The sequence below is a fragment of the Actinoplanes sp. NPDC048967 genome, assembly GCF_040649415.1.
Classification (GTDB): domain Bacteria; phylum Actinomycetota; class Actinomycetes; order Mycobacteriales; family Micromonosporaceae; genus Actinoplanes.
Window position 1 is genome coordinate 39,107 of the sequence record NZ_JBEZFL010000010.1, and the last position, 18,243, is coordinate 57,349.

The following is an 18,243-nucleotide window of genomic DNA, read 5'->3' on the forward strand; positions in this document are numbered from 1 at the left end:
AGGAACGCTCACTGTGTCCCGTACGGAAGGCCCCGCGCCGTTGCCGCCCGATGTCGAGGGATTCACCGGCCGGGAGGACGAGCTGGCCCAGCTCGGCTCCGCGCCGTCGGGGGTCGTGGTCGTCTCGGGGCCGCCCGGCACCGGCAAGACGACCCTGGTGGTGCACTGGGCGCACCGCGCGGCGGCCCGGTTCCCGGACGGCCGGCTCTACGTCGATCTGCGCGGCTTCGACGGCACGGACGCGCCGCGGGATCAGGCCGGCGCCGTACGCCTGCTGCTCGACGCGCTCGGCGCCGAGCCGCACCGGATCCCCGCCGATCCGGACGCACAGCTCGCGCTCTACCGCAGCCTGACCGCACCGCGCCGGCTGCTGGTGATCCTGGACAACGCCCGCGACGCCGAGCAGGTACGACCGCTGATCCCGCCGGGTGACGAGGTCCGGACCGTGGTCACCAGCCGGCGCCGGCTGACCGGGCTGGTCGCCGGTTCCGGGGCCGCGCCGCTCGACCTGGACGTGCCGGCCCGACCGGCGGCGATGGAGCTGCTCCGGCGCCGGCTGGGTCCGGTGGCGGCGGACCCGGCAACCGTGGCCGACATCGTGGACGCGTGCGGACGTCTCCCGCTGGCCCTGGCGCTCGCGGCGGCCCGGGCCCGGCTGACCGGTGTCCCGCTCGGCACCCTGGCGGCCGAGCTCCGCCGGCCGGTCGGCCGGCTGGAGGCCCTCGAAGACGGCGGACGCGACGGCATCCGGGCCGTGTTCTCCTGGTCGTACGACGCGCTGAGCGCGCCCGCGGCCCGGGTGTTCCGGCTGCTGGGGCTGGTCACCGGGCCGGACATCGCGGTCGCCGGGGTCGCCGCGCTGGCCGGTCTGCCCGATCTCGACGCGCGCCGGGCGCTGCGGGAGCTGACCGGCGCCGGGCTGCTGACCGGGCGGGACGGCGGCCGGTACGCGATGCACGACCTGCTGCGGGCGTACGCGGGTGAGCTCGTCCGCCGCACCGACCCGGCCGGCGACCGGCGGGCGGCGCTGCAGCGGCTGCTGGACCACTACACGCACAGCGCCTACCACGCCGATCTGGTGCTGAACCCGGCGCGGGCGCCGATCCCGCTGTCGCTGGACCACCCGGCCGACGGCGCCCGGCCGGAACCCCTCGACGACCTGAAGACGGCGCTGAGCTGGTTGCGCAACGAACGCGAGGTGCTGCTGGCGGCGGTGCGGCAGGCCAAGGACGAGGGACTGGACGCGCAGGCATGGCAGCTGAGCTGGGCGCTGGACACGTTCCTCAACGAGCAGGGACGCTGGGACGACGAGGGCGCGGCCTGGGCGGTGGCCCTGCGGGCGGCCGAGGCCCTCAGCGACGGGCCGGCGCTGGCGTACGCGTACTCGTTCCTCGCCGTGGCGGACGGCCGCCGGCAGCGGTTCGCGGCGGCCCGGGAGCACATGGGCCAGGCCCTCGAACTGGTCCGGGCCGCCGGTGACCGGGCCGGCGAGGGCGAGTGCCTGTTCATCCTGTCGTACCTGTGCTGGTTGCAGGGCGAGCAGGACGACGCGCTGGTGCGGGTGGAGCAGTCGCTGGCGCTGTTCCGTCAGGTGGACGCACCGATGTGGGCGGGCAAGGCGAGCCTGGCCGCGGGCTGGTACCTGACCCAGCGGGGTGAGCTGCGCGCGGCGCTGCCGTACTACGTCGAGGCGCTCGCGTTGCAGCAGCGGGCCGGTGACCACCCGAACGAGGTCGTGACCCGGGACAGCATCGGCTGGCTGCAGCACCAGCTGGACAACGTCGACGAGGCCGTCCGCCAGCTCCAGGAGGGCCTGCGGCTCGCCCGCCGCCTCGGCAACCCGGCCCTGGAGGCCCAGATCCTCGGGCACCTGGGCGACGTCCACGAGAGCCTGCTGGACGGGGACACCGCGGCCGACCGGTGGCGGCAGGCGTACGAGATCCTCGCCGACCTCGGCCATCCGCAGGCCGCCGAGCTGCGCCGCAAGCTCACCGCGACCGCACCGGGCGAAGACCCCCCGGTGCCGCCCGGGCTCGGCGGCGAGCTGCGGCGCCACCGGCTGCGCGGCGGGATGTCGCAGGAGGACCTGGCCGCCCGTACGGGGCTGAGCGTGCGCACCATCCGCTACCTGGAGTCCGGCCGGGCCGGGCAGTCCCGGCCGGAGACCCTGCGGCTGCTGTCCGTCGCCCTCGGCCTCGACGGCGCCGACCGGGACCGCTTCTACGCCGCCGCTGACCGCGGCCGCCGCTGATTGCCGCTTCCCTGCCGGGTCCTTGCCTGTCCCCCGGACCCACCCGGAACCGACGATGGAGGCGAGCCGCAGCCGGCGGCGCGACGGGGGCGGCGGCTGCGGACGCGTCACCACACGGGGAGGAATCATGATCATGACCACCACACGATGCGGGGCACGGATCCTGGCGGGGCTGGCGATGACGGCGGCCCTGACCACGGTGACGGCGGGTTTCGTGGGCGTGCAGGCCGCCTCGGCGGTGCCGTGGGACTGTTCGGTCGGCGGGTCGGGCAACGTCGGCACGGCCATCTGCCGCTCCGGCACCGGCCAGTACCAGGCGGTGGTGAGCTGCGACGTCTGGCTGGGACGCGACTACACCCGCAAGGGTGCCTGGCGGGCGGTGGGCAGCGGCGAGGAGAGCACTGCGGCCTGCGACTCCTCCGAGGGCGCGTACAACCGGCGGTTCAACGCCTTCGGCCCGCTCTGAGGACACCGTGGCCCGGCCCCACGGGGCCGGGCCACGGTCTCTACGCTGATCACCATGACCGGCCTTCGCGATCGTTTCCGGGCCCTGCACGAGTCCGGCACCTTCCTGCTGCCGAACCCGTGGGACGCGGGCTCGGCCCGGCTGCTGGAGAGCCTCGGTTTCCCGGCCCTGGCCACCACGTCCTCCGGCCTCGCGGCCGGCCTGGGCAAGCTCGACCAGCAGGTCACCCGGGACGAACTGGTGGCGCACGTCGCGGCGGTCACGGCCGCGGTGCGGATCCCGCTCACCGTCGACGCCGAACGCTGCTTCGCGGACACCCCGGCGGGCATCGCCGAGACGGTGGACCGGCTGGCCGACGCGGGCGCGGCCGGCATCTCGATCGAGGACTACGACCCCGCGGCGGACCGGGTGGAGACGCTGGAGGCCGGCGCCGAGCGCGTCGCGGCGGCCGCGCGGGCCTGCGCCCGGCACGGCATCGTGCTGACCGCCCGAGCCGAGAACCACCTGTACGGCCACGACGACCTCGACGACACGATCGCCCGGCTGGACGCCTACCGGGCCGCGGGCGCCGACGTGGTGTACGCGCCCGGCCTGCGGAACCCGGCGGACATCGGCCGGCTCGTCCGGTCGGTGCCGGCCCCGGTCAACGTGCTCGCGCTGCCGGGCACGCCGACGGTCGCCGAGCTGAGTGAGCTGGGGGTGCGGCGGATCTCGACCGGTGGGGCGCTGGCCTGGGCCGCGTACGGCGGCCTGCGGGACGCCGCCCGGGAGCTGCTGGAGAGCGGCACGACGACGTTCCGGTCCCGCGGCCTGACCGGCGCCGAGATCGAACAGGCCTTCGGGGCCCGCTCCTGGGACAGGCCCTAGCTGTTCTGTCCATGGACGTTGGTAACGGGCCGGAGTTCCTGACATGGATGAGGACCTCCGGGTGAGGTGGAGCTTGTCGAAGGTTCCACACCACCCAGGAGGTCCTCGTGCCGCACGCTAATGCACCCTTGACCGAACGCGGCCTACTGCGCCTGGCGCGTTGTGTCGTCGATGACGGCTGGCCGCTGCGCGGGGCCGCCGAACGCTTCCAGGTCAGCCCTACGACAGCGAAACGGTGGGCCGACCGCTACCGCAGCGACGGCGCGGCGGGCATGACCGACCGCTCCAGCCGACCCCGGCGCAGCCCGAACCGCACACCTCGGCCGATCGAACGCAAAGTGCTGCACCTGCGCCGCAGCAATTGACTCGGACCGGTACGCATCGGCTGGCGCCTCGGCCTGGCCGCGTCGACGTGTCACGCGAACCTGCGCCGCGCCCGCGCCGAACCCTTGGCCGACCTTGATCGCGGCACACGGCAACCGATCCGCCGCTACGAACACCTCGCACCCGGCGACCTGATCCACGTCGACATCAAGAAACTCGGCAACATCCCCGACGGCGGCGGCTGGCGCACCCAGGCCGCGCCCAAGGCAAACTCAACCGCACCGCCACACCCGGGCACACCGCCGACAAACGCGGTGGCGCCCGGCTCGGCTACGCCTACCTGCACACCGCACTGGACGACCACTCCCGGCTGGCCTACACCGAAATCCTGGCCGACGAAACCAAGGAAACCGCCGCCAGCTTCTGGCGACGCGCCCATGCCTGGTTCACCGCCCAGGGCATCACCGTCGTCCGGGTGCTGACCGACAACGGCTCCTGCTACATCTCCCGGCTCTGGCACGACACCTGCAACCAGCTCGGTGTGACCGTGAAGAAAACCCGCCCTTACCGGCCACAGACCAATGGCAAGGTCGAGCGTTTCCACCGCACCCTGACCGACGAATGGGCCTACGCCAAGGCCTACACCAGTGAAAACGCCCGCCGCCGAGCCCTACCCCGGTTCCTGCACACCTACAATCACCACCGCCACCACACCGCGATCGGCGGACCACCCGCCAGCCGCGTCCCTAACCTCACCGGACAGAACACCTAGCCGCGCACCCGTCGGACGGGCAGCGCGGAGGTGTCAGCTGTGCGGGTCCGGCCGGCAGTTCACTCGTGCGGGTGCCCGGCCAGGCCGAGCAGCGGTCCCGCCCGCCGGCAGCGGGCCGGGTCACCGAGGATCTCCGTCGAGTCGGTCACCTGGTCGATCGTGCCCGGCAGCGTCCCGATCGGACCGCCCCGGCGCCCACCCAGCCGGTCGACCATCGCCCGGACCTCCGACTCGGTGATGGCCGCCGTCAGCGCCACCGTCAGCCGGTCGGCGAACAGCACCCGGATGTCACGCGTGTAATACCTCCGGGGCGCCGGGTCGACCGGCGCCGCCAGCCCGAGGTCGTTGGTCGCCGTGGCCAGCACACCGGCGGCCGTGACGAGCGCCGCCTCCCGGTCGCGCCAGTCCGCGGCGGCGGTCGCGGCCGCCAGCGCCGGCCCGGCCGTCGCCGCCAGGTCGAGGCGGGCGAAACAACTGCCGAGCCATTTCGGGTACGGCGCCCAGCAGCGCTCGATCAGAAACGCCAGCCGGACGAGCTCGCGAACCAGCCGGGCGGCGACCAGCCGGGAGCCCAGGTCGTCGCCGACAGCCCCGGCCCGCCCCACGAAGGCCTCTTCCTGGGCGACCCGCAGCCACCCCGCCGCCAGGGCGTAGCGCCACACGTCGGCCGGATACCAGCGCAGTGCCGCCCGGCGGCCGGTCAGCTCACCGTCCGGGTCGTGGAAGACCGCCCCGGCGGTCAGCGTCGCGAGGGTCTGCGTCGGCGTCAGCAGCCAGTCCGCCACACCCAGGCCGCCGGCCGGGTCGACGCCCAGCCGCCGGGCGAAGAAGGCTCCGGCGGTCGTCACCTCGACCTGATGGCCCGGCGCGCCGCCGTTGCGGTCCGCGGCGGCGAAGAACGTCGGGTGGCCCTCGAAGACGTCCGGCAGCGCGGCGAACGACGGCGGGTGTCCGCCGTCGGGCAGGAAAATCTGCACGCGGGGGCCGAAGTCGTGGTCGGTGGAGACCGCGTCGTCGAGACCGAGGACCTCGGAGCCCTCGCCGAGCAGGGCCGCGGCGTGCCGCCGTCCGCCCAGCAGCGGGCGGACGGCGTGCTCGTAGAAGCGGTGGCTCAGCGCGATCCCGGACACGGCCTCAGCGTGCCGTACCGCGCAACCGGTTTCAGTAGCGGCAGCGCAGCACGACCATGGTGTGGCCCTCGACGTTGCGCTGACCGCCCGCCTTGGTCGTGCGGCGCCTGGCGGCCAGCAGCGGGTCGGCCGTGTCGACCACGGTCTCCCAGGTACGGCCGTACGAGCGGGGCGGCAGGGTGAACGTCACGCCCTCGGCGAGCGGGTTGAACAGCACCAGGAACGAGTCGTCGATGATCTCCTCGCCCAGCGCGCCCCGCTCGGGGATGCCGTGGCCGTTGAGGAACACCGTCATCGTCATGCCCGACCGGGTGTTCCAGTCCGGCTCGGTCATCGGCTCGCCGTCGCGGCGCAGCCAGGCGATGTCGGGCACCTTGGAATCCCCGGCCGGTTCGCCGGTGAAGAAGCGGCGGCGGCGGAAGATCGGGTGGTCGGCGCGCAGCTTGGTCAGCGACGCGGTGAAGCGGGTCTGCACGTCGTGCATCCGGGCGTCTTCCCAGTCGACCCAGCTCAGCTCGCTGTCCTGGGCGTACACGTTGTTGTTGCCGTGCTGGGTGCGGCCCAGCTCGTCGCCGTGGGCGATCATCGGCACGCCCTGCGACAGCACCAGCGTGGTGAGGAAGTTGCGCTTCTGCCGCTCGCGCAGCTTGACCACCTCGGCGTCCTCGGTGGGACCCTCGACGCCGCAGTTCCAGGACCGGTTGTGGCTCTCGCCGTCGCGGTTGTCCTCGCCGTTGGCCTCGTTGTGCTTCTCGTTGTACGACACCAGGTCGTTGAGCGTGAAGCCGTCGTGGGCGGTGACGAAGTTGATCGACGCGATCGGGCGGCGGCCGTCGATCTCGTACAGGTCCGAGGAGCCGGTGAAGCGGGAGGCGAACTCGCCCAGGCTGCCCGGCTCGCCGCGCCAGAAGTCGCGGACGGAGTCGCGGTACTTGCCGTTCCACTCGGTCCACAGCGGCGGGAAGCCACCGACCTGGTAGCCGCCGTCGCCGACGTCCCACGGCTCGGCGATCAGCTTGACCTGGCTGACGATCGGGTCCTGGTTGACCAGGTCGAAGAACGCGGCCAGCCGGTTCACCTCGTGGAACTCGCGGGCCAGGGCGGAGGCCAGGTCGAAGCGGAAGCCGTCGACGTGCATGTCGGTCACCCAGTAGCGCAGCGAGTCCATGATCAGCCGCAGCGACTCGTGGTGGCGCACGTTGAGACTGTTACCGGTGCCGGTGGTGTCGTAGTAGTACTGCTTGTCGTCGTCGACGAGCCGGTAGTACGCCGGGTTGTCGATGCCGCGGAACGACAGCGTCGGCCCGAGGTGGTTGCCCTCGGCGGTGTGGTTGTAGACCACGTCCAGGATGACCTCGATGCCGGCCGCGTGCAGAGCCTTGACCATCGACTTGAACTCCTGCACCTGGCCGCCGTGCCCGCCGAACGAGGCGTAGTCGTTGTGCGGGGCGAAGAAGCCGATGGTGTTGTAACCCCAGTAGTTGCGCAGGCCGCGGTCGACCAGGGTGCTGTCGTGCACGAACTGGTGCACCGGCATCAGCTCGACGGCGGTGACCCCGAGCTCCTTGAAATGCTTGATCATCGTCGGGTGGGCCAGCCCCGAATAGGTGCCGCGGACGTCGTCGGGGATGCCCGGGTGGCGCTGGGTCATGCCCTTGACGTGCGCCTCGTAGATCACCGTCTGGTGGAACGGGATCTTCAGCGGCCGGTCGTTGGCCCAGTCGAAGAACGGGTTGATCACCACCGACCGCATCGCGTACGGCGCCGAGTCCTCGTAGTTGACCTCGCCCGGGTTGCCGAAGTTGTAGGAGAACAGCGCGTTGTTCCACTCGTGGTGCCCGTCGATCGCCTTCGCGTACGGGTCGAGCAGCAACTTCGACGGGTTGCAGCGCAGCCCGGTGGCCGGGTCGTACGGGCCGTGCACGCGGTAGCCGTACCGCTGACCGGGCACGACCCGCGGCAGGTAGCCGTGCCACACCAGGGCCTCGCGCTCCGGCAGGTCGATACGGGTCTCGGTGCCGTCGTCGTCGAACAGGCACAGCTCGACCCGGTCGGCGATCTCGGAGAAGAGCGCGAAGTTGGTCCCTCCGCCGTCGTAGGTGGCCCCCAGCGGGTACGGCGAACCGGGCCAGATCTTCATGTCTCTCCTCAACACAGCGGACGCTCCGCGCATGGCTTCCCACTCTGCCCTGCCTCGAACCCTGGATCCGATGCGGGGCACGACACACCACGACGCCCCCCGGGTCGCCCAACCCGGGAGGCGCCGGCGTGGTACGGATCAGCGGCGGTTGCGGCCGCTGGTCTCGTCGTCGAACTCGATCTGTTCCTTGCGGACCTCACCGGAGACGCGCTCGGTGTCGGTGACGGTCTCCTTGCCCAGGCGTACGCGCTCCACCGGCACGGCCTCGGTGTCGACCACCGGGCGCTCGGCGTGCAGCGTGACCTCGTGCTCCTCCTCGGAGATGGTCGGGCCGTCGAGGGCCGCACCACGGTTCGCGTCGGTGATCGGCTCGCGCTCCAGGCGTACCTCCTCGCGGCTGACCGGCACGGAGACCTGCTCCTGCTCGGTCACGACGTACTTGCGCAGCCGGGCCCGGCCGGCCTCCTCGGTGTGGGTGTCCGTGACCAGACGCTCCTCGGAGCGGGTCATGGCGTCGTCGGTGTCGCGGCCGGAGACATCACCGCGGTCGTCGCGGTCGTCGCGGTCGTACGCTGCGGTACCGGTGGTGCCGGCGGTCGTGTCGGTGTAGCCGTCGCCGTCCCGGTCCAGGTTGCCGCCGGTCGACGAGAGGCCGTAATAGCGGTAGAGCTCGTCCTCCTCGGCCGGGCTGAGCCGGCCGTCGGGGTCGATCCGCGGCGCGTCCTTCACCTGGTCCTTGCTGAACGCGACGACGATGCGGTCGCCCTCCAGGTTGGCGCCCTCCAGCGGCACGAAGCTCTGCTTGGTGCCGAACAGGCCGGTCTTGACCGAGACCCATTCGGGGTTGCCGGTCTGCGCGTCGAGGTAGACGTCGGCCGCCGACCCGATCTTGGTGCCGTCGGTCTCGTAGACGTCCGAGTCGAGCAGCTTCTGGGTGTCGTTCCGGGTGAGCATGCTGGTTCCTTTCCGGTGGGTGGGCACGACCGATCGACCGGCCGGCCCGGTGTGCGATGTTGCGGTTTCCGGTGTTGCGGGCGGTCAGAGCCCGAGGCCCGCCTTGTCGACCTTGCGGTGGTACCGCATGCCGGCGAGGCCGCCGAGGACGGCGCCCACGAGGGCGGCCACGACCGCCACCACGATGGCGATGATGCCGCCGGTGGTGACGTCGCCCTCATTGATCGGCAGGCGCGGGAAGCCGCCCAGCTCGGCCAGGATGTCGAACTCGGCGCCGGCCAGTGCGCCGACGACGGCCACGACCACCGCGATGACGATGGACCAGATCCAGACGCCGATGCCCTGCTTGGCCCCGCTGAGGCGGGCCATCCGGCCCGCGACGTAACCGCCGCAGTAGCCGGTGGCGGTGAGCCAGCCGAAGAAGGCCGAGCCCCACTTGATGCCGCCGTGGCGCTCCTTCTCGCGCTGAAGCACGGCATGCCGCTCACTCGTGACCGCGGTGGCTCCGATGTCGTCGCCGTCGTGGCCGGCGGGACCCGTGTGAACGGTCCGCTCGTCGCGGGAATAACGCGTCGCAGCAACGTCGTCGTGCCCATTTCGGGGATTGCTCATAGCGGGCTCCGGGGGGGCATGCGTGGCGGGGGGTCGATCATCGAATCCGCTGCTCAGTGCGGCGGTACGACATCCTTGTGCCAGCAGATGTGCCCGGCTGTTTACCGCATAAACAGACGATCTTTCATTCTTTCCGGAAGTGCTCAGGACGTTATTGATCGCCATTCCGGGGTACTGCTCGCCTCCCGCCCCGCGGGCGAGCGGGCAGCATCAGCGCGACGCGGTCGAGCAGCGTCTCGAGGGCCTCCTCGAAGTCCGCGGCCGAGTGGTCCTGCGACAGGTGCGGCTCCAGGCGCCGCAGCGCCGGGTACGCGCTCAGGTCGTGCACCGGGGCCACCTCCGGCTCCTCCACCGGGCCGGTCTCGACGCCGAGCGCGGAGACCTCCAGCAGCAGATGGCCGAGCAGGAAGCTGCTGAACGCCCGGTACACCGCGGCGGCGTCCTCGTCGGAGAAGCCTGCCGACGTCATGACCTGCAACAGCGACTCGATCCCGCGCAGGCTGCGCAGCGGGGGCCGGACCCAGGGCGCCGCCGCCGGCCGGGTGGCCACGAGCGGGAACACCTCGGGGTGGGCCAACGCGATCCGCCGCAGACCGTGGGCCAGACGCTGGAGGTAGTCGACCCAGCCGGCCGGCGCTTCCAGCCCGAGGTCGGGGTCGCCGTACAGCTCGTCCACGACGGACTCGACCACCGCGTCCAGCAAGGCCTCCCGGCCGGGCAGGTGGCGGTACAGTGCCATGCCCTCGACCCCGAGGTACGCCCCGAGGCGCCGCATGGTCAGCTCGCGCAGGCCGCGCTCGTCGATGAAACGCACCGCGGCCCGCACGATGCGTTGCCGATCGAGCCCCGTCTCGCTGTTCCGCATGGACCCTCCGACCCGTACGCCACGCAGCCGGATGAAGTGTGTCACGCCGCCCCGCCCGGTTCCGCGGACAGCCCCGCCCGAGGGAGTAGAAAGGACCCGATGCCCGAGCTCAGTCCCCGCCGCCGCCAGCTGGTGCTCGCGATCTGCTGCCTGAGCCTGTTCATCGTCGGGCTGGACGTCACGATCGTGAACATGGCGCTGCCCTCGTTGCGGGCCGACCTGGACGCGTCCGTCTCCTCGCTGCAGTGGGTGCTGGACGCGTACACGCTGGTGCTGGCGAGCCTGCTGATCCTGTCCGGGTCGACCGCCGACCGGGTGGGCCGGCGGCGCACCTTCCAGACCGGGCTGGCGCTGTTCACCGCCGGGTCGCTGCTGTGCAGTGTGGCGCCGGGGCTGGGCTGGCTGATCGTGTTCCGGATGGTGCAGGCGGTGGGTGGCTCGATGCTCAACCCGGTGGCCATGTCGATCATCACGAACACGTTCACCCAGCCCCGCGAGCGCGCCCGGGCCATCGGCGTGTGGGGCGGGGTGGTCGGGCTGAGCATGGCGCTGGGCCCGGTGCTGGGCGGACTGCTGGTCGCCGGGCTGGGCTGGCGGTCGATCTTCTGGATCAACGTGCCGGTCGGGGCGGCCGCGATCGTGCTGGCCGCGCGGTACGTCCCCGAGTCGCGGGCCGATCACCCCCGCCGCATCGACCCGGTCGGCCAGGTGCTCGTGCTGCTGGTCCTGGCCTCGGTCACGTTCGGCATCATCGAGGGCCCGAACGCCGGCTGGGGTTCGCCGCTGATCGTGGGCTGCTTCGTGCTGGGGGCGGTGGCGCTGGGCTCGCTGCTGGCGTACGAGTCGCGCCGCACCGAGCCGCTGCTGGATCTGCGGTTCTTCCGCAGCGTGCCGTTCTCCGGGGCGACCGTCATCGCGGTCTGCGCCTTCGGCGCGCTCGGCGGCTTCCTGTTCCTCAACTCGCTGTATCTGCAGGAGGTGCGCGGCCTGTCGGCGCTGCAAGCGGGCCTGTACACGTTGCCGATGGCGGCGCTGACCGCGGTGATCGCGCCGCTGTCGGGCCGCATGGTCGGCGCCCGCGGCCCCCGGCTGCCCCTGATCCTGGCCGGCTCGGCGATCGCGCTGGCGATGCTGCCGCTCACCCGGCTCACCGCCGACACCCCGGTCTGGCTGCTGTTCACCGCGTACGCGATGTTCGGTTTCGGCTTCGGGATGGTGAACGCGCCGATCACCGACACGGCGGTCTCCGGCATGCCCCGCGCCCAGGCGGGTGTGGCGGCGGCGATCGCCTCGACCAGCCGTCAGGTCGGCGCCGCCCTCGGCGTGGCCGTCGTCGGCGCCGCGGTGGTCTCCGGCCTCAGCGGCCGGGCGGCGCAGCACTTCGCCGAGGCGAGCCGCACCGGCTGGTGGATCCTGTTCGGCTGCGGCCTGGCCGTCCTCGCGCTCGGCCTGGCCACCACCGGCCGCCGCGCCCGTGCCACCGCCACCCCCGTCGAAAGCCCGGTGCCTGCCCTATGAGTGCCCTGCTGGACATCCGCCGGATCTACGTGGAGCCGGAGGCCGCCGCCCTGCCCCGCGGCAAGGAGATCCTGGCCCGCTTCCCCGCGGCGGAACGCGTCGAGGTGGAGAGCCACCACCGCATCCCCGAGCTGTACGGCGACGAGACCAACGTCGACCGCTGGGTCCGGATCAAGCGCGAGGCCCTGGTCCTGGGCGTCAAGAAGTCGCTGGCCGCCCGCCCCAACGGCCGCTCGGCCGACTTCATCGCCCCGTCCACGGCCAACGGCTGCGCGATGGCGTGCGCCTACTGCTATGTGCCGCGCCGCAAGGGTTACAGCAACCCCATCACCGTCTTCGCCAACATCGACAAGATCCAGGGGTACGTGCAACGCCACGTGAGCCGTCAGGGTGTGAAGCCGGCGCCGAACGAGTGCGACCCGCACGCCTGGGTCTACGACATCGGCGAGAACTCGGACTGCTCGCTCGACGCCCGGATCAGCGACAACGTGCGGGACCTGGTCGAGCTGTTCCGCTGGCTGCCCACGGCCAAGGCCAGCTTCGCCACCAAGCACGTCAACCGCGAGCTGCTGGAGTGGGACCCGCAGGGCCGCACCAGGATCCGCTTCTCGCTGATGCCCGCGCGCGACGCCAAGCTGCTCGACATCCGCACCAGCCCGGTGGCCGAGCGGATCGCCGCGATCGACGACTTCGTCGCGGCCGGCTACGAGGTGCACGTCAACTTCAGCCCGGTGGTGGTGCGCGACGGCTGGCTCGAGGACTGGGCGGTCCTGCTCGATCAGCTCGACGCGGGCATCGGCCCGGCGGCCAGGGCTCAGCTCGCCGCCGAGGTCATCTTCCTGACCCACAACAAGGACCTGCACGAGGTCAACCTGGGCTGGCATCCCCGGGCCGAGGAGCTGCTCTGGCGCCCGGACCTGCAGCAGGTGAAACGCTCGGAGAACGGCGCCCTGAACGTGCGCTACCGCACCGGCGACAAGGGACGCTACGTCGCCGCCCTGACCGACCTGATCGCCGCCCGCACCCCGTATTGTCGGATCCGCTATGCCTTCTGAACTGCCGGCGATGATCGGCACCTTCGACGCGGCGGCCGCCAGCTACGACATTGTGGGCGTCGACTTCTTCACGCCGATGGGCGCCGAGCTGGTGCGCCGCGCGGCGATCCGGCCCGGTGAGCACGTTCTCGACGTCGGCTGTGGACGCGGCGCGGTGCTGCTGAACGCCGCCGCGGCGGCCGGGCCGGCAGGCCGGGTCGTCGGCATCGATCTGGCTCCGGCCATGGTCGAGCTGACCGCTGCCGCGACCGCGCACCTTCCGGGCGTGACGGTGCGGGTCGGCGACGCGCAGCAGCCGCCGTTCGGGCCCGGCACGTTCGACGTCGTCACGGCCGGGCTGGTGCTGTTCTTCCTGCCGGATCCGCCGGCGGCGGTGGCGGCCTACCGGGAGTTGCTGCGTCCCGGCGGCCGGCTGGCGTTCAGCTCGTTCGCCGAGTTCGACCCGCGCTACGAGCGCGCCATGAAGGCGCTGGCCGCGCACACCGCGACGCCGCAACGGCGCGAGCCGGCACCCGGCATGTTCGGCTCCGAGGAGTCGCTGCGCGCCGCCCTGAGCGCCTGGTCGCGGATCCGGATCACCGAGTTCACCCAGGTGAGCCGCTTCGCCGGGATCGAGCAGTGGCTGACGTGGGTCGCGTCGCACGGCGGCCGGGCCGTCCTCGCCGCCGTCCCGGCCGAGCGCCTGCCTGCGGCGACCGCAGCGGCCGAGGCCGAGCTGGCCGGCGCCCGCACCGACGACGGCACCATCCACCTGACCACCACCATCCGCGTCGTGGTGGCCGATCGGTGAGTGAGCCGGCCGGTCCGGCCCTGGTCGTGGTCAGCGGGCCACCCGGCAGCGGCAAGACCACCCTGGCCCACGCGCTGGCCCGCGAGCTCGGCTGCCCGGCGATCTGCCGCGACGAGATCCGCGAGGGTGTGGTGCGGGCCGGGACACCCGACCCCGGCATGCTGCACACCCTGGCGACGTTCTTCGACGTCCTGACCCTGCTGGTGCGGGCCGGCGTGACCACGGTGGCCGAGGCGGCGTTCCAGGACAAGTTGTGGCAACCCGGGCTGGCCCCGCTGGCCGGCCTGGCCCGGATCCGGGTCGTCCGCTGCTCGGTCACGCCGTCGACCGCCCGCACCCGGATCACCGACCGCCTGCGGACCACAACGAACCGGGCGGCCCACGACGACGCCGGTCTGCTGCGCCGGATGGACGCCGGCGAGGCGTCCTGGGAGCCGATCAGCCTGCCGGTGCCGACGCTGACGGTGGACACCACCGACGGCTACTCCCCCGGCCTGCGCGAGATGGTCGCCTTCGCTTCTTGACATCACCGCACCCAGCGGTACTCTCAACTTATCGGTTGATTAACCGACTAGTTGATAAGCCAGGTGGTTGAGCATGACGACGGCCGACCCGATCAGCGGCGTCTTCGCCGCCCTCGCCGATCCGACCCGCCGGGCGATCCTCGCCCGGCTGGCCCGCGGCGAGGCGACGGTCAACGAACTCGCGGAGCCCTTCCCGATCAGCCTGCAGGCGATCTCGAAGCACCTGAACGTGCTCGAACGCGCCGGCCTGATCGCCCGGACCCGCGAGGCCCAATGGCGGCGCTGCCGGATCGAACCCGCCCCGCTGCGCGACATCGCGGGCTGGGTCGAGCAGTACCGGCGCCTGTGGGAAGAGCGCTACGACACGCTCGGCGGATACCTGGACGACCTGCAGAAGGAGCAGTCATGAGCACCATCACGGTCAGCACCCCCACCCCGACCGAACTGGTCATGAGCCGCACGTTCGACGCCCCCAGGGAGCTCGTCTTCGCCGCGCACACCGAGGCCGAGCACCTGCGGCACTGGTGGGGCCGGGGCAACCCGCTCGACGTGTCGATCGACTTCCGGGTCGGCGGCAAGTGGCGCTTCGTGGAGACGGCCGACGGCCAGGAGCACGCCTTCCGGGGCGAGTTCCGGGAGATCTCGGCGCCCGACTCCTACACCTGGACCTTCGAGTACGAGCCGATGACCGGCCACGTCCTGGTGGAGAAGTTCGTCTTCACCGAGCAGGACGGCAGGACCACGGTGACCGCGTCGAGCACCTTCGACTCGCAGGAGGACCGCGACGGCATGCTCCAGTCGGGCATGGAGGCCGGGGCTGACCAGAGCTACGCGGCGCTGGACGCGTACCTTCTCAAGATTGGCTGACGACAAAAAGGGCCGCCCGATGGGCGGCCCTTTTTTCGTTGCTCGGGAGGTCAGCCGATCAGCGTCGGGATCTTCTCGAACAGCTGGGTCGTGAAGGTGACCATCTCGTGCAACATCCAGTTACCCGAGAACAGGATCGCCGCACCCACGCCCACAGCCTTCGGCACGAACGACAGCGTCGCCTCCTGGATCTGGGTCACCGACTGGAACAACGAGATCGCAAAACCGATCAGCAGCGCCGTCAACAACACCGGCGCGCACATCTTCGCGGCGATGGTCATGGCCTGCAGCCCCAGCTCAACGATCTGCGTGTCCGTCATGCCATCCCCTTCGGGACCCTGACGAAGCCGGGGAGCGCAGAACGGGCGCGCCACGGTTGCCGTTCGGTTCGGGCTCACACCGCCTACCGCGTCCTAGGAAGATAGGTCAAACGCCGGAGGGGAAGGTCTCGGGTTCGCGGGTGTCGATGGTCGCGGGGTGCAGCGGGCGGACCGCCTGGCTCTCGTCGAACCACAGGAAGGCGTCGTAGCGTTCGCCCACCACCGTCGGGACGTAGTTGCCCCAGCGTTCGCGGTCCGGGCGGTAGACCACGCCGATCGCGCGGTGGGCCAGCTCATCGGTCAGCAGCGCCGGGCCGTCCTCGGGGAAGACGAACAGCGCGCGGGAGGGTGCCGTCGCGTGCAGCACGTCCTCCAGGGAGTCGGGCCGGGCCGGCGGCACACCCATCTCGCGCATCGGCGCTCCCCACGAGTCGCCCGCGATCACCGAGCCGCGGTGCGTACCGAAGCCGACCAGCACCACCCGGTCCCGGCCGTACCGGTCGCGGGCCAGCTCGCCCAGCGTGTTCTCGCCGTGCCGGGCCTGGTCCGTGGCCCGGGCGTCACCCACATGGGTGTTGTGCGCCCACACGACCGCCTTCGCCTCGGGACCGTAGTGGGTCAGCAGCCGGTCCAGGGTCTCGTCCATGTGCCGGTCGCGAACGTTCCACGAGCGCGGGCCGCCGTGCACCATCGCCCGGTAGTAGTGCTCCGCACCCGCGACCACCTCGGCGTTCTGCCAGGCGGAGAACTTCCCCGCCGCGGCCGCCGCCCGCTCGCGCAGCCGCACCAGCAGGCCGACCACCTCGTTCTCGCAGGTCGCCGACACGAACCGGGTGGCCCACGCGTACGACTGCGGGTCCTCGGCGAACGGCTCGAAGCACCGGTACGCGGCCAGCGCGGCCGGCACCTGATCCGGGTCGTGCTCGCGCAGGTGCACCAGGATCTCGCGCAGCGACTCCCACAGCGAGTACACGTCCAGGCCGTGGAAGCCCACCGGCCGCTCCCGGCTCTCGTTGCCCGCCCGCAGCCACCGGCAGAAGTCGGTCACCTCCTCGTTGGCCCACATCCACGTCGGCCACCGGTCGTAGGCCAGCAGCGCCTCACGCGGATCCGCGGGCTCGTCCGGCAGTCCCCGCACGCTGCGGTCCACCCGGGCGCAGTCGGGCCAGTCCCCTTCCACCGCCACGAAGGAGAAGCCCTGCTCCTCGATCAGCCGGCGGGTGAGCGCCGCCCGCCAGGTGTAGAACTCGTGGGTGCCGTGGCTCGCCTCGCCCAGCAGCACGACCCGGGCCGGGCCGGCCCGTTCGACCAGCTCGTCGAGGTCACCGGGGTCCCGCAGCGGGGTCGCCAGGGATGCCACTTCGTCGCCGTAGCGTGCCATGAGCCGCGCCTACCCGGCCCGGACGCCGTTCATACGTCTGACTCTTGGGCCTCAGCGCAGTGATGCTGCGACCGTGCGGGCCTCCTCCAGGTCGGCGAAGCCCTCCAGGCGGTAGGTGAGGTCGCCGCTGGTCCAGATCAGCGTGGGACCGGCCAGCCGGGCGGTTTCGACGCGCTCGACGCCGTCCCGCCCGACGTAGGTGACCGGATGCGGTTGCGGCAGCCAGATCGCGTCCGCGCCTGCCAGCTCGACCCACCGGGCCTCGGGGGCGGACTTGAAGAAGAACGGGCTGACCCGGCCGTCGAACTCGTCGAGCCGGACCGTGCCGCCGCGGTACACCAGCGTGACGACCCGGGGCGCGCCGGCCGGATCCGGGTCGCCCAGTTCCACCCGTTCGGGCGGGCCGAGCTCTTCCGGGACCCGCACCGGGAACAACGCCACACTGCGGGCGGTGTCGAGGCTGCCGGTGCGCACCGACGGCAGCGGGCTCGGGTCGGCGGGCAGGCCCCGGGGAGTGGGCTCCTGGCGTACCTCGATCCCCGCGATCCGCAGCAGCCCGCCGACCGCGTCGACGACCGCCGCGCGGGCCGGGGCGATCCCGGCGACCAGCGCGATCAGTGCGGCCACCACGGCCACGATCCACCGGCGGCCCGGCCGGACCTTGACTTCCGGCAACCACCGGCGGCGGGGCGCGGGCTGCGCGAGCCGGGCCCGCACCGCGGCCCGCTGATCGGCGGCATCCGGTACGTCGAGACGGGTCGCGAGCGCCCGCAGCTCCCGGGCGAGGTCGTCGAGGTCGTCAGGCACCGGGCACCCCCTGCCCCACGAGGCGGCCGCGCAGTCTGGTCAGCGCCCGCGACGTCCGCGACTTGACCGTGCCCTTGGGCAGGCCCAGGGTCTGCGCCGTCTCCGCCTCCGACAGATCCAGCAGGAACCGGCAGACCAGCACCTCCCGGTCCCGCGCGTCGAGCAGGCGGATCTGCTCGACCAGGTGACGCCGGCGTTCGCCCTCGAGGACCGACTCGGCCGGATCCGGTTCGGCCGCCTCGGGGTGCTCCCGGGCGGCGGCGCGCAGCACCAGGCCGTCCCGCCGGCGGCGGGACCGGTGCAGGTTGCGGGTCTCGTTGGCGACGATGGCCAGCAGCCACGGCCGGAAGCCGGACCGGCCCTGGTAGTGGGCGAGCTGCCGGTACGCCTTCACGAACGCCTCCTGCACCACGTCGTCGGCGTCGGCCCCGGCACCGAGCAGGACGGCGGCCCGGTGCGCGGGCGTGGTGTAACGGACGACGAGGACCTCGTACGCGTCCACGTCGCCGGTGCGGGCACGCGCCACGGCTGCCGCATCGTCCAGTTCGGTCACCATCACCTCCTCGACACCGCACGCCGGGGAAAGGTTCCCGGGAACCC

18 protein-coding genes and 1 pseudogene are annotated in these 18,243 nt (G+C 72.2%); 10 read left to right on the forward strand and 9 right to left on the reverse strand.

What is annotated here, in order from left to right; translation table 11 throughout:
• Positions 1 to 13 precede the first annotated feature (13 nt).
• The 4 genes and pseudogenes from AB0C12_RS34795 (at position 14) to AB0C12_RS34810 (ending at position 4,680) form a co-directional block, all read left to right on the forward strand.
• Positions 14 to 2,251 (forward strand): tetratricopeptide repeat protein, encoded by a 2,238-nt coding sequence (locus AB0C12_RS34795; RefSeq protein WP_360554360.1) that lies wholly within the window; start codon positions 14 to 16, stop codon positions 2,249 to 2,251.
• A gap of 133 nt (positions 2,252 to 2,384) precedes the next feature.
• A complete protein-coding gene (locus AB0C12_RS34800) occupies positions 2,385 to 2,717 on the forward strand; it encodes a hypothetical protein (protein ID WP_360554362.1) in 333 nt (110 codons plus the stop codon).
• A gap of 54 nt (positions 2,718 to 2,771) precedes the next feature.
• Entirely contained in the window at positions 2,772 to 3,584 is an 813-nt protein-coding gene (locus AB0C12_RS34805) for an isocitrate lyase/phosphoenolpyruvate mutase family protein (protein ID WP_360554364.1), read from the forward strand.
• A 107-nt stretch (positions 3,585 to 3,691) separates the two neighbouring features.
• Positions 3,692 to 4,680: pseudogene (locus AB0C12_RS34810) on the forward strand (IS481 family transposase).
• A gap of 59 nt (positions 4,681 to 4,739) precedes the next feature.
• On the opposite strand, the gene AB0C12_RS34815 reads toward AB0C12_RS34810, so the two are convergent.
• The 5 genes from AB0C12_RS34815 to AB0C12_RS34835 form a co-directional block, all read right to left on the reverse strand.
• On the reverse strand, positions 4,740 to 5,810 hold the full coding sequence (locus AB0C12_RS34815) for a DUF4037 domain-containing protein (protein WP_360554366.1): 1,071 nt from the start codon (positions 5,808 to 5,810) through the stop codon (positions 4,740 to 4,742).
• 31 nt (positions 5,811 to 5,841) lie between these two features.
• Entirely contained in the window at positions 5,842 to 7,950 is a 2,109-nt protein-coding gene (gene glgX / locus AB0C12_RS34820) for a glycogen debranching protein GlgX (RefSeq protein WP_360554368.1), read from the reverse strand.
• Between the two features lie 138 nt (positions 7,951 to 8,088).
• Entirely contained in the window at positions 8,089 to 8,904 is an 816-nt protein-coding gene (locus AB0C12_RS34825) for a PRC and DUF2382 domain-containing protein (protein WP_360554369.1), read from the reverse strand.
• A gap of 84 nt (positions 8,905 to 8,988) precedes the next feature.
• Positions 8,989 to 9,516, reverse strand: a complete 528-nt coding sequence (locus AB0C12_RS34830) for a hypothetical protein (protein ID WP_360554371.1) — start codon at positions 9,514 to 9,516, stop codon at positions 8,989 to 8,991.
• Positions 9,517 to 9,667: 151 nt separating this feature from the next.
• Positions 9,668 to 10,381, reverse strand: coding sequence for a TetR/AcrR family transcriptional regulator C-terminal domain-containing protein (locus tag AB0C12_RS34835; protein ID WP_360554372.1), 714 nt, complete (start codon positions 10,379 to 10,381; stop codon positions 9,668 to 9,670).
• Between the two features lie 99 nt (positions 10,382 to 10,480).
• Here AB0C12_RS34835 and AB0C12_RS34840 point away from each other — a divergent pair, with 99 nt between their 5' ends.
• The 6 genes from AB0C12_RS34840 (at position 10,481) to AB0C12_RS34865 (ending at position 15,135) form a co-directional block, all read left to right on the forward strand.
• Positions 10,481 to 11,899, forward strand: coding sequence for a DHA2 family efflux MFS transporter permease subunit (locus tag AB0C12_RS34840; RefSeq protein WP_360554374.1), 1,419 nt, complete (start codon positions 10,481 to 10,483; stop codon positions 11,897 to 11,899).
• Complete coding sequence (locus AB0C12_RS34845; RefSeq protein ID WP_360554375.1) at positions 11,896 to 12,954, forward strand: spore photoproduct lyase family protein; 1,059 nt, start codon at positions 11,896 to 11,898, stop codon at positions 12,952 to 12,954. The genes AB0C12_RS34840 and AB0C12_RS34845 overlap by 4 nt, the downstream gene beginning before the upstream one ends.
• Positions 12,944 to 13,744: a methyltransferase domain-containing protein gene (locus AB0C12_RS34850; RefSeq protein ID WP_360554377.1), complete on the forward strand. Its 801-nt coding sequence runs from the start codon at positions 12,944 to 12,946 to the stop codon at positions 13,742 to 13,744. Before AB0C12_RS34845 ends, AB0C12_RS34850 begins: the two co-directional genes overlap by 11 nt.
• Positions 13,741 to 14,268 carry an AAA family ATPase gene (locus AB0C12_RS34855; RefSeq protein ID WP_360554379.1) on the forward strand — a complete coding sequence of 176 codons (528 nt, stop codon included), beginning with the start codon at positions 13,741 to 13,743 and terminating at the stop codon, positions 14,266 to 14,268. Before AB0C12_RS34850 ends, AB0C12_RS34855 begins: the two co-directional genes overlap by 4 nt.
• A gap of 73 nt (positions 14,269 to 14,341) precedes the next feature.
• Positions 14,342 to 14,677, forward strand: a complete 336-nt coding sequence (locus AB0C12_RS34860; RefSeq protein WP_360554380.1) for a metalloregulator ArsR/SmtB family transcription factor — start codon at positions 14,342 to 14,344, stop codon at positions 14,675 to 14,677.
• Positions 14,674 to 15,135, forward strand: a complete 462-nt coding sequence (locus AB0C12_RS34865) for an SRPBCC family protein (protein ID WP_360554382.1) — start codon at positions 14,674 to 14,676, stop codon at positions 15,133 to 15,135. Before AB0C12_RS34860 ends, AB0C12_RS34865 begins: the two co-directional genes overlap by 4 nt.
• A gap of 50 nt (positions 15,136 to 15,185) precedes the next feature.
• Here AB0C12_RS34865 and fliQ read toward each other — a convergent pair whose 3' ends face one another.
• The 4 genes from fliQ to AB0C12_RS34885 all read right to left on the reverse strand — a co-directional run bounded on the left by fliQ (position 15,186) and on the right by AB0C12_RS34885 (position 18,199).
• Complete coding sequence (gene fliQ, locus AB0C12_RS34870) at positions 15,186 to 15,455, reverse strand: flagellar biosynthesis protein FliQ (protein WP_360542727.1); 270 nt, start codon at positions 15,453 to 15,455, stop codon at positions 15,186 to 15,188.
• Between the two features lie 106 nt (positions 15,456 to 15,561).
• Positions 15,562 to 16,836, reverse strand: coding sequence for an erythromycin esterase family protein (locus tag AB0C12_RS34875; RefSeq protein WP_360554384.1), 1,275 nt, complete (start codon positions 16,834 to 16,836; stop codon positions 15,562 to 15,564).
• Positions 16,837 to 16,887: 51 nt separating this feature from the next.
• Positions 16,888 to 17,643: a hypothetical protein gene (locus tag AB0C12_RS34880; protein WP_360554386.1), complete on the reverse strand. Its 756-nt coding sequence runs from the start codon at positions 17,641 to 17,643 to the stop codon at positions 16,888 to 16,890.
• On the reverse strand, positions 17,636 to 18,199 hold the full coding sequence (locus tag AB0C12_RS34885) for a sigma-70 family RNA polymerase sigma factor (RefSeq protein WP_360554388.1): 564 nt from the start codon (positions 18,197 to 18,199) through the stop codon (positions 17,636 to 17,638). Before AB0C12_RS34885 ends, AB0C12_RS34880 begins: the two co-directional genes overlap by 8 nt.
• Between the last annotated feature and the right edge of the window lie 44 nt (positions 18,200 to 18,243).